The sequence below is a fragment of the Streptomyces aurantiogriseus genome (assembly GCF_014649375.1).
Lineage (GTDB): Bacteria > Actinomycetota > Actinomycetes > Streptomycetales > Streptomycetaceae > Streptomyces > Streptomyces aurantiogriseus.
The window spans coordinates 37,202-54,272 of the sequence record NZ_BMSX01000031.1 but is presented as its reverse complement, the minus strand read 5'-3'; the positions used below and the strand labels follow the sequence as shown (position 1 = coordinate 54,272).

Genomic DNA, 17,071 nt, shown 5'->3' with positions numbered 1-17,071 from the left:
GGCCGGGATCCGTCAGGAATCGCTGTCGCCGCCCACGACCTCCTCCTCGTCGTCGCGCTCGCCCTCGGCCTGGGAGGGGGTCGGGTACTCGGTCGTGTCGACCATGTCCTCGTCGTCCCGTTCACCCTCGGCCTGGGACGGGGTCTGGTGGCTCATCCCGCTCGTCCCGCTCATCGTGCTCACTGCTCACTCCTCCGTGGTCTGCTGGGTCCGGGTCCAGGCGTACTGCAGCCAGTCCGCCAGCGTGACGGCGCCGAGGCCCGCGCAGACCAGGCGGGTGGCCCGGGGGGTCCAGGCGTACGAACACACCAGGGCCCCGGCCACCCAGACCGAGGTGCAGAACGGGCAGGACACCAGGTCGCCGACGGCACGCTGCACGCCGCTGCCCCGGGGTTCGTCCATGACCTCACCGGCCGGGGCGTCGGACCTGCGGCGGGTGAAGGGCGCCCGCACAAAGCTGGTGATCTTGTCCCTGGAGAGCAGCCGGGACGCCTTGTACGTCGCCGTGCCCAGGAGGGCGACGTCCCACGGCGGCACCCGCTGCGGCAGCTGCACGCCCCGGCTCCGGGCGACGCCGGTGAAGACGGCGGCGCCGGTGGTGAAGGCGGCGGCGAGCAGCGTGTAGCCCTCGAGGGGCTCGGTGCTCCGGTCGTCATTCCGGTCGTCGTCCCGGTCCTCGTAACGCGCGGCGTCCGCGGCCATGGCACCTCCTGGAGCGATCCGGCCTTCCCTTGGGCGCGGCCCGAGTTCCCCCAGGTGCCCGGCACCACACGCGAAACGCCCTGCTAGGAGCCTCGGAGGACGGCGCCGCAGGGCCGGGATGGGCCGAGGCGCATGTGCCGGACGCCCTCCGAGAAGTGCACCAGGGGCTCTCCGGCGGGTGCGGGAAGGCCCGCCGCCGTGGTCAGGGTCTCGTCCAGCTCGTGGACGACGGCCCCGGCCGGCGACCACGGCTCGTGCTCCACGGGCGTCTCCCAGAGCATGCCGAGCCGCCGCGTGTACGCCCGCCGGCGCGCCATCAGCCATCCGTCCCGCTCGGTCGGCATGACCACAAGACCCGGGCGGACGACCAGGCGGTAGGAGACCCCTCCGCCCCACCTCGTGCCCTCGTAGGAGACGGCGTCGCCGTGCCGGGAGACGCTCAGGGTGGCCGGATGGCAGGGCGCGCCGATGGCGCGGGCGGCCAGCATCGGCAGCCAGGCCACCTCGATGGACAGGAACCACAGCCCGTCCAGGCCGTCGGGGCGACGGACGTAGGTCCGCAGGTTGGTCTCCGCGAACGCCGGCGGCCCGGGCAGCGCGGCGGGTACGCCGGTGGGGCGCAGGTCCGCCACGAGGAAGGGCGTGAGTCCCACCCAGGCGGCGCCCTCGTACTCGTCCACGGTCAGGCCCTCCGGCAGCAGGGCCTGAACCTGGCCGGGCGGGTAGCGCCAGTGGAGGAAGGTCTGGGTCACCAGGCGGACGTGGAGCGCGGGGAGGCGCACCCGTCGGTCCGCTCCGTACGCCACCACACTCGGCGGGTCCCCCGCCCCGGCCGGCGGAAAACGTCAGTGCGCGTCGGCCTGGACCAGGCCGGCGATGTGGGCGGTGACCGTGTCCAGGATGTCGGTCCAGGTCTCGTCGTCGCCGAGCACGAGGTAGTTGAGGGTCAGCCCGTCGGTCACGGCGGCCAGGTAGCGGGCCAGGACGGAGACGGGCACGCGGAGCCGGAAGTCCATGCTGCGGTGGAGCTGGTCGATGAGCTCGGCGTACGTGGCGCCGTACACCTCGTACTGCCGTCGCGCCAGGTGTTCGAAGCCCGGCTGGCGCAGGGCGTACTGGGTCAGTTCGTAGGTGAGCATGTGCTCGTCGGGGTGGGTGCGGACGTGGTTCCAGTACGCCTGGAAGCCGGCCCGGACGGTCTCCTCGAGCGTCGCCCGGGGGCGTATGGCCTCCTTCACCATGGTGACGGAGTGGTCGGTGATGGTGGTGATGACGGACTCGACCAGTGCCTGCTTGGAGTCGAAGCAGTAGTGGAAGACGCTGAGGGACACGCCCGCCTCGGCGGCGATGGCCCGGGTCGTCGCCTTGGCGACGCCGTCCCGGGCCATCACCCTGATCGCCGCTTCCGTCAGCTGTCGGCGGCGTTCCGCCGACGGCATCCGTGCCATCCGTGTGCCCCTCGTGCTCGTACCGGCCTGTGGTCAGCCGCTGTGGACGCCCACCTCGTGGAGCGAGTATCCCCAGTCGGTGCCGCGTTCCAGGCCGTGGACGCGGACATAGCGGGCCGGTGTGCCGGTGAAGCGGGCCGTGTCCAGGCCGCCGTCGCCGGAGCTGGTGGACCAGGCGGTCTGCCAGGTCACGCCGTCGGTGGAGAGCTCGACGCGGTAGGACTTCCCGTACGCGCGCTCCCAGTCGAGCGTGACGCGCCCGACCCGGTGCGTGGAGCCCAGGTCGATCCGCAGCCACTGGTCGTCGCTCCAGTCGCTGGCCCAGCGGGTGCCGGCGTCGCCGTCCACGGCCCGCCCCGGGGCGTAGCTGGTGAACGGGTTCGACTCCGCCGAACTGGCCGTCGCCGCGGCGCCCTTGGCGAGGTTGACCCCGGCCTGGTGCTGCTCGGTGCCGCCCCAGGTGTCGAGGTAGGACTCGGCGCCGCGGAAGAGGTCCTCCACCACGCCCTGGCCGCCGACGAGCCGGATGTCCTCGATCCAGTCGGGGATCATGCCGACGTGGGCGGCGCCGTCGGTGTTGTAGTTCCAGGTGCGCTCGCCGGTGGTCTGCCGGTCGATGACGGAGCCGCCGTCGGCGCTCTTGAAGGGGTACGTGACGGGGTTGGCGGTGTTCGCGCCGCGCGGGGCGGGGTGGTCGCCGATGCCGTTGAAGTCGGTGCCGTAGCCGTATCCCACGCCGTACTTCTCGCGCAGCGCGTCCGTGCGCTTCGCCTCGGCGGCGAACGCCTCCGAGCCGTGCATGTACTGGGCGACGAAGCCGCCGAGGGAGTAGACGCGCTCGGTCCAGTTCAGGTCCATCCAGCTGTGCGAGGAGAGAACGCCCGGGTAGGACTCGGCCTCGAAGATGTCGAGCACCCGGCCGGTGGCCTTGACGCTCATGTGGTCGATCTCCAGCATCATCTTGCGCTTCATCATGCCGCGGACGGCGTACTCGCCGAGCGCGGTGAGCCCGCGGACGTTGCACTGGGCGTCCTCGTCGTACTCCGGGACCTCGGTGCCCGCCGGCAGCTCGTCCTCCGCGTCGGAGGCGGCGGTGCCGATGGGGTTGTCGTGCTGCGGTCCGGTGCACTTCTCGGTCTGCCAGAAGGTGCCGGTGGACAGGAACTGGCCGACGTTGATCGCCGTGCCGAGGCCGTGCTCGTCGAAGCGGACGCCGCACAGCGCGTTGTCGAACTTGTGGCACAGGAACATGCTGCGCACGCCCAGCGCGTACAGCTCGTCCAGCCCCTTGTCGATGTCCTCCTTGCTGCACTGCGCGATGTCCAGGATCTGCTTGCAGCCGAAGGGTTCGGAGGTCTCGACGCCCAGGATGACGGCGAGCTTGCCCTGCTTGATGACCTCGCGGGCCTGCGCGCTGTCGGTGACGATCCGGAACCAGCCCTTGCCGGTGCCGCCGTACATCTTGTCGATGTACGCCTGAAGGTCGTACGTCAGCTTCGCCTGCAGCCGGATCGAAGTCATCTCGTCGCAGCCGCGGTCCTTGAAGAAGTAGACCGAGCAGATCATGCCGTTGGTGACGAGGTCGTTGACGAGGACCCGCTGGCCGCCGCGCCAGGCGCGTTCGATCCAGGCGTAGTAGTTCGCCTGGTGGGTCATCGAGTCGTAGGCGGGCCAGTCCTTGAACGTCGGCCAGCCGACCGGGTCGTGCTTCCCGTCGCCGCCGTGGGTGATGTAGTCGAAGATCGCGAGCGTGCCGTCGGGGTAGTGCTCGGGACAGTCCTTGAGCGCGTCGGCGATCCCGGCCTCGGAGAACGTCCTGCCGCAGATGAGCCGCCCGCCGAAGGCCTCGTTGGACATCAGGTGGTTGTGCGCGTCGACGAAGCCGCGCACCTCGCCCTGGGCGTTGGTGCCGGTGAACGGCTCTCCGGTGACGTTGATCTCGGAGTCCGGCGCGGGCCGTGCGGTCGGCACCCACCAGTCGGTGCCGGCCGCCGAACTCGGCGTGGGGCCGAGGGCCATGGCCAGCACGAGGAGGAGCAGCGACACAACGGTGACGTCTCTGCGTCTGCGGTACGGGCGTCGAGTCATGGTCACTACCCACGTCCATCGGTCGGCGGGACGGCACGGTCGACGAACCGGGCCGTCCGGAGTCCCGAGGCCCTGCTGGATTGTCATGACCGGCGCAATACGTGGGACGAGGATCTCCACGACCGCTTTCCGAGTCAAGAGTCCGGGACGATTGACCTGATGAGCTTGCGGCACCTGCCAGTTGGGGCCGCCCGTCTCCGATGCGAGGGCATTCCCATGGATGCTCCCGGCATGTGACCCAGACCACTAAGAAAACGATGCCGTTTCGATAGAACCAGGGCTACCCTGAGCATCAAGTGAACGAAACGGTTTCGTTCGGAAAGCGAGTGCCATGAGGAGCGTCTCCGTACTCGTCGTCAACGACCAGTCCCTGCAGCGCCTCGGCCTGCGTATGCTCCTGGCGGCCGAGCCCGATCTGACCGTCGTGGGCGAAGCGGCGAGCGGGGCCGAGGCGGTGCGCATGAGCGCCGCGCTCCGCCCCGATGTCGTCCTGATGGACAGCCACGCCTGCGAGACCGGCGACATCGAGGCCGTCCGACGCATCCGGCGGTCACCGCGTCTCGCCCGGATCCCGGAACCGTCCGGAGGAGGGGCGCCCGCTCCGCGCGTACTGGTCCTGGCCCCCGCCGACCACGAGGGTTACGCCTACGCCGCCCTGCGCGCCGGAGCCGACGGATTCCTCTCCAAGGACGCCACCCCTGACGCGTTGATCGCGGCCGTCCGGGCCGTGGCCGCCGGAGACGCGGCGATCACTCCCGCCCTGACCCGCGCCCTCATCGACACCGTCCGCCGGCAGCACACCACCGGGCCCGTCCAGCGGGACACCGGGCTCGACACACTCACGGAGCGGGAACGCGACGTCCTGACCGCCGTCGCCTCCGGTTGGTCCAACGCGGAGATCGCCGCCCGGCTGTCCATCGCCCCGACCACCGTCAAGTCCCACGTCAGCCACATCCTCGCCAAGATCGGCGCCCGAGCCCGCGTCCAGGCGGTCGCCTACGCCTACGAGTACGGACTGGTCCGGTCCGCGGCCTGACGCGCCGACGCTCCGCCCTACCCGCGCAGGTGCCGCCGGGCGGATGCGAGCAGCTGCCCGGTCTCACGCGCAGAGTGCACACCGCCGAACACATAGTGGTCGGGACGAGCGAGTACCGCTTCGCACGACCGGTGACGCATCCAGGCGTCCAGGACACCCTCTGCCTCGCGGTACTCGTCCGGCCCGCCCGCCACGACACCACCGGCCGGAGGGACGAGGCGGACGAGGGTGACCGGGAACCCGCCCGCGGCCCGGTGCGCGCGCAGCGCCGACTCGGCCTCGGCGAGGTCCGTGTCCTGCCGGACCACCAGCCGGAAGGCGCCTGCGGTGAACTCGTCGAGCAGCCCGGCCCTTCCCCCGCCGTCGGTCACTTTCGGCTGCGGCAGGATGTCGCCGCGCGCGGGGAAGCCTTCCGGCGCGAGGAATCCGGCCTGCAGCCCGGGTATCAGGGACTGCCGGACCGTCCCCTCCGGCCTCTCCGCCAGCTCCGCCAGCAGATCCGCGTCACGCTTGGCGGCGGTGGCCTCGTCCCGTTCACAGATGACGTGCCCGAACTCCTTGGCGACGAGCGTCACTTGGCGTACGTGCGGTTCGCGCTCCTGCTGGTACGTGTCCAGGAGCCGCTCGCCGGCGCCCGCACGCAGATGCAGGGCCAGCTTCCACATCAGGTTGGACGCGTCACGGATCCCCTGGCACATGCCCTGCGCCAGGAACGGCGGGGTCATGTGCGCCGCGTCCCCCAGGAAGAACAGACGCCCCACGCGCCACCGGTTCAGGACCAGCGCATGGAAGCGGTAGGTGGCAGCCCGCCACAGGTCGTAGTCCTCGGGGGCCAGCCATCGCGCCAGCAGGGCACGGATGAACTCCGGATCGGACACGTCCTCGGGGCGTTCGTCCGGGTTGATCATGAACTCCCAGCGGCGATGGTTCCCCGGGCCCACGACGAACGTGCTGGGGCGCGCCGGCTCGCAGTACTGGACGTTGGTCCGCGGCAGCCCGTCTCCCGCGCCGGGGCGCAGCAACAGGTCCACCACCAGCCACGGCTGGTCGAACTCCAGGTCGTCCATGCCCAGGCCCAGCTGCCTGCGCACGGGGCTGCTGCCGCCGTCACAGGCCAGCACATAGCGCGTACGCAGCGTGCGTCGGCGCCCCGACGCGTCGACCGCCTCCACGGTGGCTCCGCCCTCGCCCAATTCCAGGCCGGTCACCTCTGTGCCGAGGTGCAGCTCGACGTGCTCCGCCCGCGCGAGGCGCTGCCGCAGCGCGCCTTCCAGCCGCGGCTGATGGAAGACGTAGTTGGGCGCCCACCCGAGAGGGTGCGGTGGCGGGGCGGTGCCGATGCGTTTGATGACCTGCCCGTCGCCGTTGTGGTACTCGGACGGGCGGTACGGCATGACATGGTCCGCGATCGCGTCGGCCAGGCCGAAGCCGGCGAAGACGCGCATCGCTTCCTGGTCGAACCCGATGGCACGGGGCCGGCTCTCGACGTCCACGGCTCGGTCGAACGCCACGGCCCGAAGGCCGAGGTCATGAGCCAGGTTCGCGGCCGTGGCCCCGACGGGGCCGAGACCCACGATCGCCACGTCGGCATCAAAGTCCTCGGTCACGTGCGTACCCTCCGGGACGGGGCCGGTATCGGCGGTACCAGGGGGACCGTATTCGTCAGGACTCAGACCGTCAAGGATTTGACAAACTCCCGTCGGACGGTCGGCTGTGCCGGCATCCCGGCCATCGACCTCAACCGCGAGGGCATCAAGCTCGCCCTGGAACCGCACCCGCGTTCCTGCACGCCCTCGCCGACATCGACCCCGACACGGCCGTCGACATCGAACACGAAGACGCCGCCCACCCCCAGACCGAAAGCCTCGCCCTGGCCGCCAAGAACCTCCACAACGCCGCAGCAGCCCTCTGCCCCACCCCACCCCCCAAGGCCCTGTTCCCGCCGGTCCGGCGGGAACAGGGCCTCTTCTCTGTCTCCTCAACGCCCCTTTGTGTCCGAGGCGTTGACCAGCTCCCGACGCGACAGCACAATGAGCCCGCACTCTTGAGAGCGCTCTCAAACCCGCCCCTTCCTTCGCGCCCCGCACCGCGCCCACCTTCGAGGAGCCCCATGTCCGGCAGTCAACGCCCGGTACTCAGCCGCCGTGCTCTGATCGGGGCCGGCCTCGCTGTCGGCGCCGCGGCCGTCACCACGGCCGGCTCCGGCACGGCCTGGGCGGTGACCCGAGCGCCTGCCCAGCGCCGGGCGTACGCCTTCCTCGCCGCCGCCATGGACGGCTACCCGGATCACGGCACCGTCCGCCTGGCCCAGAGCTACACCGACCAGGCCGGCCTGTTCAGCACCGCGTTCACCTACGACAACGCCCTCGCGATCCTGGCGAACCTCGCGTCCCGCACCGCGGACGGCCGGTCCCGAGCCGTGGCCCTCGGCGACGCGCTTCTGTACGCCCAGGCCCACGACCCCGTCCATGACGACGGCAGACTGCGCCAGGCCTACAACGTCGGCCCGTACACGTTCTACGACGGCTCCCCGCAGCCGGACGGCTTCGTCCGCGCGGACGGCACGGCCAACGTCGGCACCCAGTTCGGCTTCACCGGCACGGCCGTCGGCGACATGGCCTGGGCCGGCATCGCGTTGAGCACCCTCGCCCGCCGGACGGGTGAGCGCCGCTTCCTCACCGGCGCCGTACGCATCGGTGAGTGGATCGAGCGCGTCGGCCGCACCGACGAACCCCTCGGCGGCTACAAGTTCGGCGTCAACGGCGCCGACGAGAAGCTGCCCTTCACCTCGACCGAGCACAACACCGACCTGATCGGCCTCTTCGGACAGCTCGCCCGGCTCACCGGGGACCGGGTGTGGCGGGAGCGGCGCGCGCGGGCCGCGGCCTTCGTCAAGAAGATGTGGGAGCCGTCCGGGGGCTTCTTCTACACCGGCACCAACGACGGGGTGACGATCAACAGGTCCCCGATCCCCGAGGACACCCAGACCTGGACCCATCTCGCCCTCTCCTCCCCCGCCCACGCCCGGTCCCTGGACTGGGCCACGACCGAACTGGCCGTCCTGGACACGGCCGACCGGCGCAACAGCACGGTGCCCGCGGGCCAGTCGTACGCGGGGGTCACCTTCAGCTCCGCCAGTCTGCTGGCGAACGAGGACGCCCCGATCGCCGCGGGCCAGCCCAAGCCCGACCGCAACGGCGTGTGGTTCGAAGGAACGGCCCACCTCGCGCTCGCCCTGCGCCACCGGCACAACCCCGGGGACGAGGCCCGCGCCCGACGGCTGATCGCCTCCGTGGAGCGGGCCCAGGACCTCCTCGGCGCCGACCAGACCATCGGCGGCAAGGCGCTTCCCGCCCACTCCGGAGTCGTCTCGGCGAGCAGCCCGCTCGACACCGGTTTCGGCTTCGGCTACTACCCGTACCGGCACACCGGGGCCACCGCCTGGTACCTGCTGGCGGCGACCCGGACCAACCCTCTGGCGGCCTGAGCAACATCGATACAAAACTGCCTACGGCCTCCGGTGACCGATGGGCGGTCACCGAAGGCCGCAGGTGCGGGTCGGTCGCTGTGCGGGGCCTTGCGGACGGCGTCGCGGGGCGCCGGTGATACAGGTCAGCCCTGATCCGGCACCCCTACGGGGTCGTCACGCGGCGTCCGGCCCCTGACGGTCGCTTCCCCGGGGCGGCGGCGCTGGCGGCCAGCCCGAGCAGGAGGCAGACGGCTCCGACGATGACGTTGTTCAGCACGGTCCTGGTGGTGCTGACGTCACCTGCGACGACCCAGGGCGAAATGATGGTCCACGCGCCCAGCGCACAGGCGGCCCAGGCCATGCTGTGGGTGCGCTCGTAGGCGCGGCCGAAACCGCCGCTCATCAGGAGCGCGTAGGCGATGCCGACGATCAGGTTGTTGACCGCCAGCGCGGACAGGTTGCTGAAACCCGCGATCCATGGGGAAGCCGCCAGATACACGCCTGCGAGCAGGGCCAGGGTCTCGACGGCCTGCGCCCGGGGGGTACTGGTGGCGCGCTCCGCCATCTCGAGACGGTCCCGCATGTCGATGATGTCCGGGTGGGTCTCCATGGACGACCTGGAAGAGGCTGTCACTCCCCTCACCTCCGGGAATCTCCGGCCGGTATGTCGACACCACGGGTACCCCTGTCGCCCCACGGCCGAACCCCGGCGCGGCTCGGTACCCGGCAGACGTGACGGTGGCCGAGCGCGCACAGTCAGCGATCGCGTCCGACGGTGACCATGCGGTGTCGCGGGCGTCGCCCTCCGGGCGTCGGCGGCCTCTTGTCACCCGAGGACGAACCCGGCTCCCACGGGACTCACCTCGCCCAAAGAGAACGGCGATCCGCCCGGACCGTCGCGGCGCCGCTGCCATATTCGAAGCCACTTTCGGAGGTGGCTGTGACGCGAGAGGCGACAACATTCCGGGCGAGGGAGACGGCGGCGCGTGGGTCCGACGGCACCGCCGAACGCCTCGCCGGCCTCGAAAGCCGTTGGGCACAGGCCGTGGCTCCGGGCGGGCCGAGGCGACGCGGCGAGTTCGGCGCCCGGGAGCGCATCGACCTGCTGCTGGACGCGGGCTCCTTCACCGAGACCGGTCTGTTCGTCCGGGGGCGCCCCACCGGCGACGGCACCCCTGGCCCTTACGGCGACGGGGTGGTCACCGGGCACGGCACGATCGACGGACGTCCGGTCTGTGTGTTCGCGCAGGACTCCACGGTCTTCGGCGGCAGCATGGGCGAGGCCTTCGGCGAGAAGACCGTCGCCCTGATGGATCTCGCCCTGAAGACCGGCTGCCCGGTCATCGGGCTCAACGACGGCGGCGGCGCCCGCATCCAGGAAGGGGTCGCCTCACTCGCCCTCTACGCCGAGCTGGTGCGCCGCAACGTGCGGGCGTCCGGCGTGATCCCGCAGATCTCGGTCGTGCTCGGGCCGTGCGCCGGCGGGGCCGCCTACTCGCCGGCCATCACCGACTTCACCGTGATGGTGGACGGCGCCTCGCACATGTTCGTCACCGGACCCGACGTCATCGAGGCGGTCACCGGCGAGCGCACCAGCGCCGAGGACCTGGGCGGCGCCCGCACCAGCAACGCCGTCAACGGCAACGCCCACTTCCTCGCGACCGACGAGGTGGACGCCCTCGACACCGTACGCGACCTGCTGTCGTATCTGCCCGCCAACAACCTCGAGCGGCCCCCGCAGTACGCGCCGGCGTCCGCGCCCGCCGGCACGCGGCTCGACGAGATCGTGCCGGACCGGCTCGGGCAGGCCTACGACATGCGCGACATCCTGCACGCCGTCGTCGACAACGGCGAACTGCTGGAGATCCAGGAGCTGTTCGCGCCGAACATCATCTGTGCGCTGGCGCTCGTCGAGGGCCATCCCGTCGGTGTCGTCGCCAACCAGCCGCTGCACGCCGCCGGGGTCCTCGACATCGACGCCTCCGAGAAGGCGGCGCGCTTCGTGCGGTTCTGCGACGCGTTCGGCATCCCGCTGCTGACCTTCGCCGACGTCCCCGGCTATCTCTCCGGTGTCCGTCAGGAGCAGGCGGGGATCATCCGCCGCGGCGCCAAGCTGTTGTACGCCTACGCCGAGGCGACCGTCCCGAAGGTCACCGTGGTGGTGCGCAAGGCGTACGGCGGCGGGTACGCGGTGATGGGCTCCAAGCACCTGGGCGCCGACATCAACCTCGCCTGGCCCACGGCGCGGATCGCCGTCATGGGCGCCGAGGGCGCCGTCGGTGTCCTGCACCGGCGCGAGCTCGCCGCCTCCGACGACCCCGAGGCGCTGCGCGCCCGTCTCGTCGCCGCGTACGAGAGCACGTACGGGACCCCCTACCTCGCCGCCGAGCGGGGATACGTCGACGCCGTCATCGCCCCGCGCGACACGCGCGTCCAGGTCTGCCGTGCGTTGCGTGCGCTGCGCGGCAAGCGTGCCCCGATGCCGGAGCGCCGACACGGCAACATCCCCCTCTGACCGCTCCGACCGGCCCGACCGATCCGCCCCGCAAGCCGATCCCGCGATGTGAGGAGCCATCCCCGATGGACACCCGCCGCCCCCCGCTCGCGCCCGCGTTCCGGAGTCTGCCGGAGTACGTGCGGCACTGGGCCGAAACCACCCCGGACCGCCGGGCGTTCACCTTCGTCGACCACCCCTCCCCGCACTCGCGTGGCGTCCACCGCACCCTGACCTGGCGCCGGCTGGACCTGCGCGTGCGGGCGCTGGCCGCCCGGCTCGCCGAGGAGGCCGAGCCCGGAGCCCGGGTCGCGCTGCTGTGCCCCCAGGGCACGGAGTTCGTCACCGCGTTCCTCGCCGCACTGGCCGCCGGGCTGGTCGCCGTACCGCTGTACCCGCCCGGTCTGCCCGGGCACGGCGACCGGCTCTCGGCCGTCCTGGCCGACGCGCGTCCGGCGGTCGTCGTGACGACGAGCCGGGCCCTCGACGAGGTGCGGGACCTCTGCGCCGGCACACCTGTGGCGGTCGTCGCCACGGACCGGGTGCCCGACGCCGTCGCCGGGGACCGGCAGCCGGTCACGCCGCACGACACGGCGGTCGCGTACCTCCAGTACACCTCCGGCTCGACCCGCACCCCGGCCGGCGTGGAGATCACCCACGCCAACGTCGTCGCCAACGCCCGGCAGGCACTGACCGCCTACGGTGCCGACGACCACCCGGTGACCTGCGTCGGCTGGCTGCCGCTGTACCACGACATGGGGCTCGTGCTGAGTGTCGCCGCCCCGGTCGTACGGGGCTTGCAGTCGGTGCTCATGGATCCGGTCGCGTTCCTGCACGAGCCCGTGCGCTGGCTGCGGCTGCTCGCCGCCCATCCGCGCGCGGTGAGCGCCGCCCCCAACTTCGCCTACGACTACTGCGCCTCGGCCGTCACCGACGCGCAGAAGGCGGATCTGCGGCTGGACGGCGTCGCCGCGCTGATCAACGGCAGCGAGCCGGTCCGCCCCGGCACCGCCGACCGCTTCCACGCCGCCTTCGCCGCCCAGGGGCTCGCGCCGGACACACACTGTCCGTCGTACGGGCTCGCCGAGGCGACCGTCTTCGTCAGCGCCGCCCGGCCGGGGGAGACGTTGCACCGGTTCGCGCTCGACCGTGACGCCCTCGCCACCGGGAAGGCCCTGCCCGTGCGGCCCGACGATCCCCGGGCCGTGCTGCTGGCCGGCTGCGGTACCCCGGCGGGCCAGCGGCTCCGGATCGCCGACCCCGTCTCCCGCGCCGCCCTGTCCGAGGGGGAGGTCGGCGAGATCTGGGTGCAGGGTCCCAATGTGGGGCGCGGCTACTGGAACCAGGAAGGGGCGACCCGGCGCGTCTTCGGGGCCGCCCTCGCCGACGCCGGGGCCGGTCCGGGCGGCTGGCTGCGCACCGGTGATCTGGGGACGGTCCTGGACGGGCAGCTGCTCGTCACCGGCCGGCTGAAGGACCTCATCGTCGTCGACGGCCGCAACCACTATCCGCAGGACGTGGAGGTGACGGCCCAGGACGCGCATCCGGCGGTGCGGCGCGACCGGCTCGCCGCCTTCGCGGTAGCGGGCGGCTCGGGTGAGCGGGTGGTCGTCGTGGCGGAGCACGTGCGGACCACGACACTCGCCGAGATCGACCTGCCGGACCTGGTGCGTGCCGTGCGCGCGGCCGTCTCCGCCCGGCACGGCCTGCGGCTCGCCGATGTCGTCGTCGTCCCTCCGGGCACCGTGCCCCGTACGTCCAGCGGCAAGGTGTCGCGGGCGCTGACCCGCGAGCGCTATCTGGCGGGTGCCTACGCGCCGGAGACCGGGGAATGAGCGCCGTCGAGGAGAGCGGGCAGCGGCACGCGCTGCGCCGTCTGATCGCCGAACGGGTGGCCGCCTGGAGTGGTACGGCTGTCGAGGACGTCCCGATGGACCGGCCGCTGGCGGACCTCGGCATGTCCTCGCGGGACGCGGTCGTCCTGGCCGGGGAGCTCTCCCGGGCGACGGGTCGGGAGCTGCCGGCGACGCTGCTGTGGCAGGTGTCCACCGGCGACGCCCTGGTGGCGCACCTGTGCGGCACAACGGTCCCCGCGGCAGCGGGGGCGGCCTCTCCTCCGCCGGACCCCGGCGAGCCCGTCGCGGTCATCGGGGTCGGCTGCCGGCTGCCCGGGGGTGTGCACGGACCGGGGGACTACTGGCGGCTGCTGTGCGAGGGCGTCGACGCAATCCGGCGGGTCCCGGAGGACCGCTGGCGGGACTTCACCGCCTTCCCGCCGGCCGACGCGCCGCCGTACGGGGGCTATCTCGACGACATCGCCGGGTTCGACGCGGACTTCTTCCGGATCACGCCCCGCGAGGCCGTGGTGATGGATCCGCAGCAGCGGATCCTGCTGGAGGTCGTCCACGAGGCCCTCGACCACGCCGCCGTCCCGGCCGCGTCCCTCGCCGGCACCGCCACCGGCGTCTTCGTCGGCGTGTCCGCCCCGGAGTACGGCTCGCTCACCGGCGCCGACCCGGCGGCCGTCGACCCGTGGGCACCGGCCGGCGGGGCGTTGGGCGTCACGGCGGGGCGCCTGGCGTACGTACTGGACACCCGGGGGCCGAGCATGGCCGTCGACACCGCCTGTTCCTCCTCGCTGGTCGCCGTGCACCACGCCTGTGTCAGCCTGCGCACCGGCGAGAGCGACACGGCCATCGCCGCCGGGGTCAATCTGCTGCTCTCCCCCGCCGTCGGTGTCGCGTTCCGGCGGGCGGGCGCCCTCGCTCCGGACGGGCGGTGCAAGCCGTTCTCGACGGCGGCCGACGGCATCGGACGCGGCGAGGGCTGCGCGGCCGTCCTGCTGAAGCGGCTGTCCGACGCCGAGCGGGACGGCGACCGCGTCCTCGCCGTCATCCGCGCCACGGCCGTCAACTCCGACGGCCGCTCCAACGGCCTGCTGGCGCCCAATCCGGCGGCCCAGCAGGCTCTGTTGACCACGGCCTACGCACGGGCCGGGCTGAGTCCGGCGCACATCGACCACGTCGAGGCGCACGGCACCGGTACCCCGCTCGGCGACCCGATCGAGGCGGGCGCGCTCGCCGCCGTGCTCGGTGCGGGCCGCGACCCGGACCAGCCCCTGCTCCTCGGCTCCGTCAAGGGCAACCTCGGCCACCTGGAGTCCGCCGCGAGCATCGCCGGGCTGGTGAAGACGGTGCTCGCCCTGCACCACGACCTCGTTCCGCCGTCCCTGCACTGCGCCGGGGGCAGCGCCCTGGACGACGTACGGCTGCGGGTGGTGACCGAGCCGGAGCCGTGGCCCCGGTACGGCGGTACGGCCACCGCCGGGGTTTCCGGATTCGGCTTCGGTGGCACCAACGCCCACGCGGTACTGGAGGAATGGCGGCCCGGCGTCCTCCCGCCGCCCCCGGCCGAGGAGGGGCCGGCCGCCCGTCTGCATCTCCTCTCCGACGTCGACACCGCCCGCGTCCGGGACACCGCGACCCGGCTCGCCGACTGGCTCCGCACGCCCGAGGGGGGCGCCGCGCACCCCGCCGATGTGGCGCGCACGCTCGCCGGGCGCACCGGGCGCGGGTCGGCGCGCGTTGCCGTCATCGCCCGTGATCACGGCGAACTCGCCGACGGACTGGACGCGTTGGCCCAAGGCCGCCCGCACGAGCGGGTCGTGACCGGCGACCGTGATCTCGTCGGGCGCGGCCCGGTGTGGGTCTTCTCGGGGTACGGCAGCCAGTGGGCCGGCATGGGGCGTCGGCTGCTCGCCGAGGAGCCCGCCTTCGCCGCCGCCGTGGAGAAGCTCGACGCCCAACTGGCCCCGGAGTGCGGTCTGTCCCTGTACGACCACCTGGCGTCCGGGCGCGCTCTCGACCGTCTGGACGTGGCCCAACCCGTCCTGTTCGGGCTCCAGTTGGCGCTCGCCGAGCTGTGGCGCTCGTACGGTGTCGAACCCGCCGCCGTCATCGGACACTCCCTCGGCGAGGTGGCCGCCGCGGTGTGCGCGGGCGCCCTGGACGTGTCGGACGCGGCCCGGGTCGTCGCCGTACGGGCCCGGCTGCTCAGCGGGCTGCGCGGCGGCGCCATGGCCGTCGTCGACCTGGACGACAGCGAACTCGACGCGCTGGCACGGGACTTCCCGGGCGTACACGTCGCGGTGCACTCCTCGCCCGGCCAGAAGGTCGTCACCGGCGAGGAGCCGGCGGTGGATCGGCTCGTGCGTCGATGGGAGCGGCAGGGGCGCGCGGTCCGCGCCATGCGGGTCGCCGGTGCCGGACACTCGCCTCAAGTCGAGCCACTGTTGCCGGAGTTGACCGAGGCGTTGGCCGACCTCCGGGGCGGGCGGCCCCGCGTCCCCGTCTACTCCACCGTCCTGGACGACCCGCGCGGCGACAGTGTCTTCGACGCCGCCCACTGGGCCGCGAACCTGCGGCGGCCCGTGCGCCTGGACCGGGCCGTCGCGTCGGCCGCGGCCGACGGTCACACCGCGTTCGTGGAGATCTCGCCCCACCCGGTCCTGACCCGGGCCGTCGCCGACACCGTGCCGGGTGCCCTCGCCCTCGGCACGCTGCGCCGGGACGCCGACGGCTCCGCCGCGTTCCTCACGCAGGTGGGAGCCCTGTACGCGGCCGGCGGACGCCTGCCCCTGCCGCCCGGCCGCGTCATCGACCTGCCCGCGCCGCGCTGGCGGCACGTCCGGTACTGGTGGACGGACGGGCGCACGGGCGCCACGGCCACACCGGCGGCGCCTGTGCGGGAGGCCGGCGCGGTGGAGGACACCTCGGTCTCCGCCCGCCTGCGCCACCACATCGCCGCCGTCACCGGCCACCCCCCGACCCGCGTCACCCCCTCCACCGCCCTGGCCGACCTCGGCCTGGACTCCCTGATGGCCGTCCGCATCCGCACCGCCCTGCAACGCGAGTTCCGGATCGAGCTGCCCCTGCGCGACCTGCTCGGCGCCGCCACCGTCGAGGAGGCCGCCGCCCGCATCCAGCAGGCACTCCCGGCACGGCCGCCGGGTGAGAACTCCCCGCTGCGGACCCTGCGTGCCACCGGCTCCCGGCCCCCGCTCTTCCTCGTCCACGCCGCCGGCGGAACCACCGACGTCTACCGGTCCCTCGCCGAACGGCTCGGCGACGAGCGGCCGGTGCACGGACTGGAACGGCTCGAAGAGGCGCGCACGGTGACCGACAAGGCACGCCGCTACGCCGAGGCCGTCGCCGCCGTCCACCCCGACGGGCCCTGCGTGCTCGGCGGCTGGTCCTTCGGCGGCTTCGTCGCCCAGGAGACGGCACGGCAGCTCACCGCCGCCGGACGGGACGTGGAGCTGGTGGTGCTCATCGACTCCGTACGGCCCCTCCCCCGGTCCGGCCGCACACCGGCCGACCGGATCCGCGCCCACTTCTCGGGCTTCGCCCGCCATGTCGCCGATACCTACGGGGTCCGGCTGGAGCTGCCGTACGACGAGCTCGTGGCGATGGACGACGACGGCGACCGTATCGACACCGTGCTGCGGGCCCTGCGCGAGGCCGCCGATGTGCCGCCCGCCGCTCTGGAGCACCAGCGCGCCTCCTACCTGGACCTGAGGATCGGCGAGGCCCACCGGCCCGGGCCCTACGACGGGCGGGTGGTCCTGTACCGGGCGACCGAGCCCGCCCCGCACACCGTGCGCGACCCGGCGTACGAGCGGGACGACGAGGCGCTCGGCTGGGACGAGGTGTGCCCGCACCTGACGGTCGTACCGGTCGCGGGGCACCATCTGTCGCTCCTCGACCCGCCGTACGTCGACGAGATCGCCGCCCGGCTGCGGCGGGAGCTCGCCGAGCAGACCCGTTGAACCGGAT

At 72.8% G+C, this 17,071-nt stretch carries 12 protein-coding genes; 5 read left to right on the top strand and 7 right to left on the bottom strand.

Annotated elements, in window-relative coordinates; translation table 11 throughout:
- Positions 1-12: 12 nt before the first annotated feature.
- From IE263_RS42005 to IE263_RS41985, 5 genes are all read right to left on the bottom strand, one after another.
- Positions 13-183 carry a hypothetical protein gene (locus tag IE263_RS42005; RefSeq protein WP_189943438.1) on the bottom strand — a complete coding sequence of 57 codons (171 nt, stop codon included), beginning with the start codon at positions 181-183 and terminating at the stop codon, positions 13-15.
- A 3-nt stretch (positions 184-186) separates the two neighbouring features.
- Entirely contained in the window at positions 187-702 is a 516-nt protein-coding gene (locus tag IE263_RS42000; protein ID WP_189943386.1) for a DUF1360 domain-containing protein, read from the bottom strand.
- An 83-nt stretch (positions 703-785) separates the two neighbouring features.
- The gene (locus tag IE263_RS41995; protein ID WP_189943385.1) at positions 786-1,484 is read right to left on the bottom strand and encodes a YqjF family protein; all 699 of its coding nucleotides are present in this window, start codon (positions 1,482-1,484) and stop codon (positions 786-788) included.
- Between the two features lie 63 nt (positions 1,485-1,547).
- Positions 1,548-2,150 (bottom strand): TetR/AcrR family transcriptional regulator, encoded by a 603-nt coding sequence (locus IE263_RS41990; protein WP_189943384.1) that lies wholly within the window; start codon positions 2,148-2,150, stop codon positions 1,548-1,550.
- Between the two features lie 33 nt (positions 2,151-2,183).
- Complete coding sequence (locus IE263_RS41985; RefSeq protein ID WP_189943383.1) at positions 2,184-4,238, bottom strand: galactose-binding domain-containing protein; 2,055 nt, start codon at positions 4,236-4,238, stop codon at positions 2,184-2,186.
- A gap of 331 nt (positions 4,239-4,569) precedes the next feature.
- On the opposite strand from IE263_RS41985, the gene IE263_RS41980 reads away from it, so the two are divergent.
- Complete coding sequence (locus IE263_RS41980) at positions 4,570-5,274, top strand: LuxR C-terminal-related transcriptional regulator (protein WP_189943382.1); 705 nt, start codon at positions 4,570-4,572, stop codon at positions 5,272-5,274.
- Between the two features lie 17 nt (positions 5,275-5,291).
- Here IE263_RS41980 and IE263_RS41975 read toward each other — a convergent pair whose 3' ends face one another.
- Entirely contained in the window at positions 5,292-6,881 is a 1,590-nt protein-coding gene (locus IE263_RS41975; protein WP_189943381.1) for a bifunctional 3-(3-hydroxy-phenyl)propionate/3-hydroxycinnamic acid hydroxylase, read from the bottom strand.
- 503 nt (positions 6,882-7,384) lie between these two features.
- Between IE263_RS41975 and IE263_RS41970 the strand changes: the two genes are divergently transcribed.
- Positions 7,385-8,761, top strand: a complete 1,377-nt coding sequence (locus IE263_RS41970) for a Tat pathway signal sequence domain protein (RefSeq protein WP_189943380.1) — start codon at positions 7,385-7,387, stop codon at positions 8,759-8,761.
- 145 nt (positions 8,762-8,906) lie between these two features.
- Here the strand turns inward: IE263_RS41970 and IE263_RS41965 are convergent, their stop codons facing one another.
- Positions 8,907-9,353, bottom strand: coding sequence for an SPW repeat protein (locus IE263_RS41965; protein WP_189943435.1), 447 nt, complete (start codon positions 9,351-9,353; stop codon positions 8,907-8,909).
- A 330-nt stretch (positions 9,354-9,683) separates the two neighbouring features.
- Here IE263_RS41965 and IE263_RS41960 point away from each other — a divergent pair, with 330 nt between their 5' ends.
- From IE263_RS41960 to IE263_RS41950, 3 genes are all read left to right on the top strand, one after another.
- Positions 9,684-11,258: an acyl-CoA carboxylase subunit beta gene (locus tag IE263_RS41960; protein ID WP_189943434.1), complete on the top strand. Its 1,575-nt coding sequence runs from the start codon at positions 9,684-9,686 to the stop codon at positions 11,256-11,258.
- 65 nt (positions 11,259-11,323) lie between these two features.
- On the top strand, positions 11,324-13,072 hold the full coding sequence (locus tag IE263_RS41955) for a fatty acyl-AMP ligase (RefSeq protein WP_189943379.1): 1,749 nt from the start codon (positions 11,324-11,326) through the stop codon (positions 13,070-13,072).
- Complete coding sequence (locus IE263_RS41950; protein WP_189943378.1) at positions 13,069-17,064, top strand: type I polyketide synthase; 3,996 nt, start codon at positions 13,069-13,071, stop codon at positions 17,062-17,064. Before IE263_RS41955 ends, IE263_RS41950 begins: the two co-directional genes overlap by 4 nt.
- The last annotated feature ends 7 nt before the right edge of the window (positions 17,065-17,071 follow it).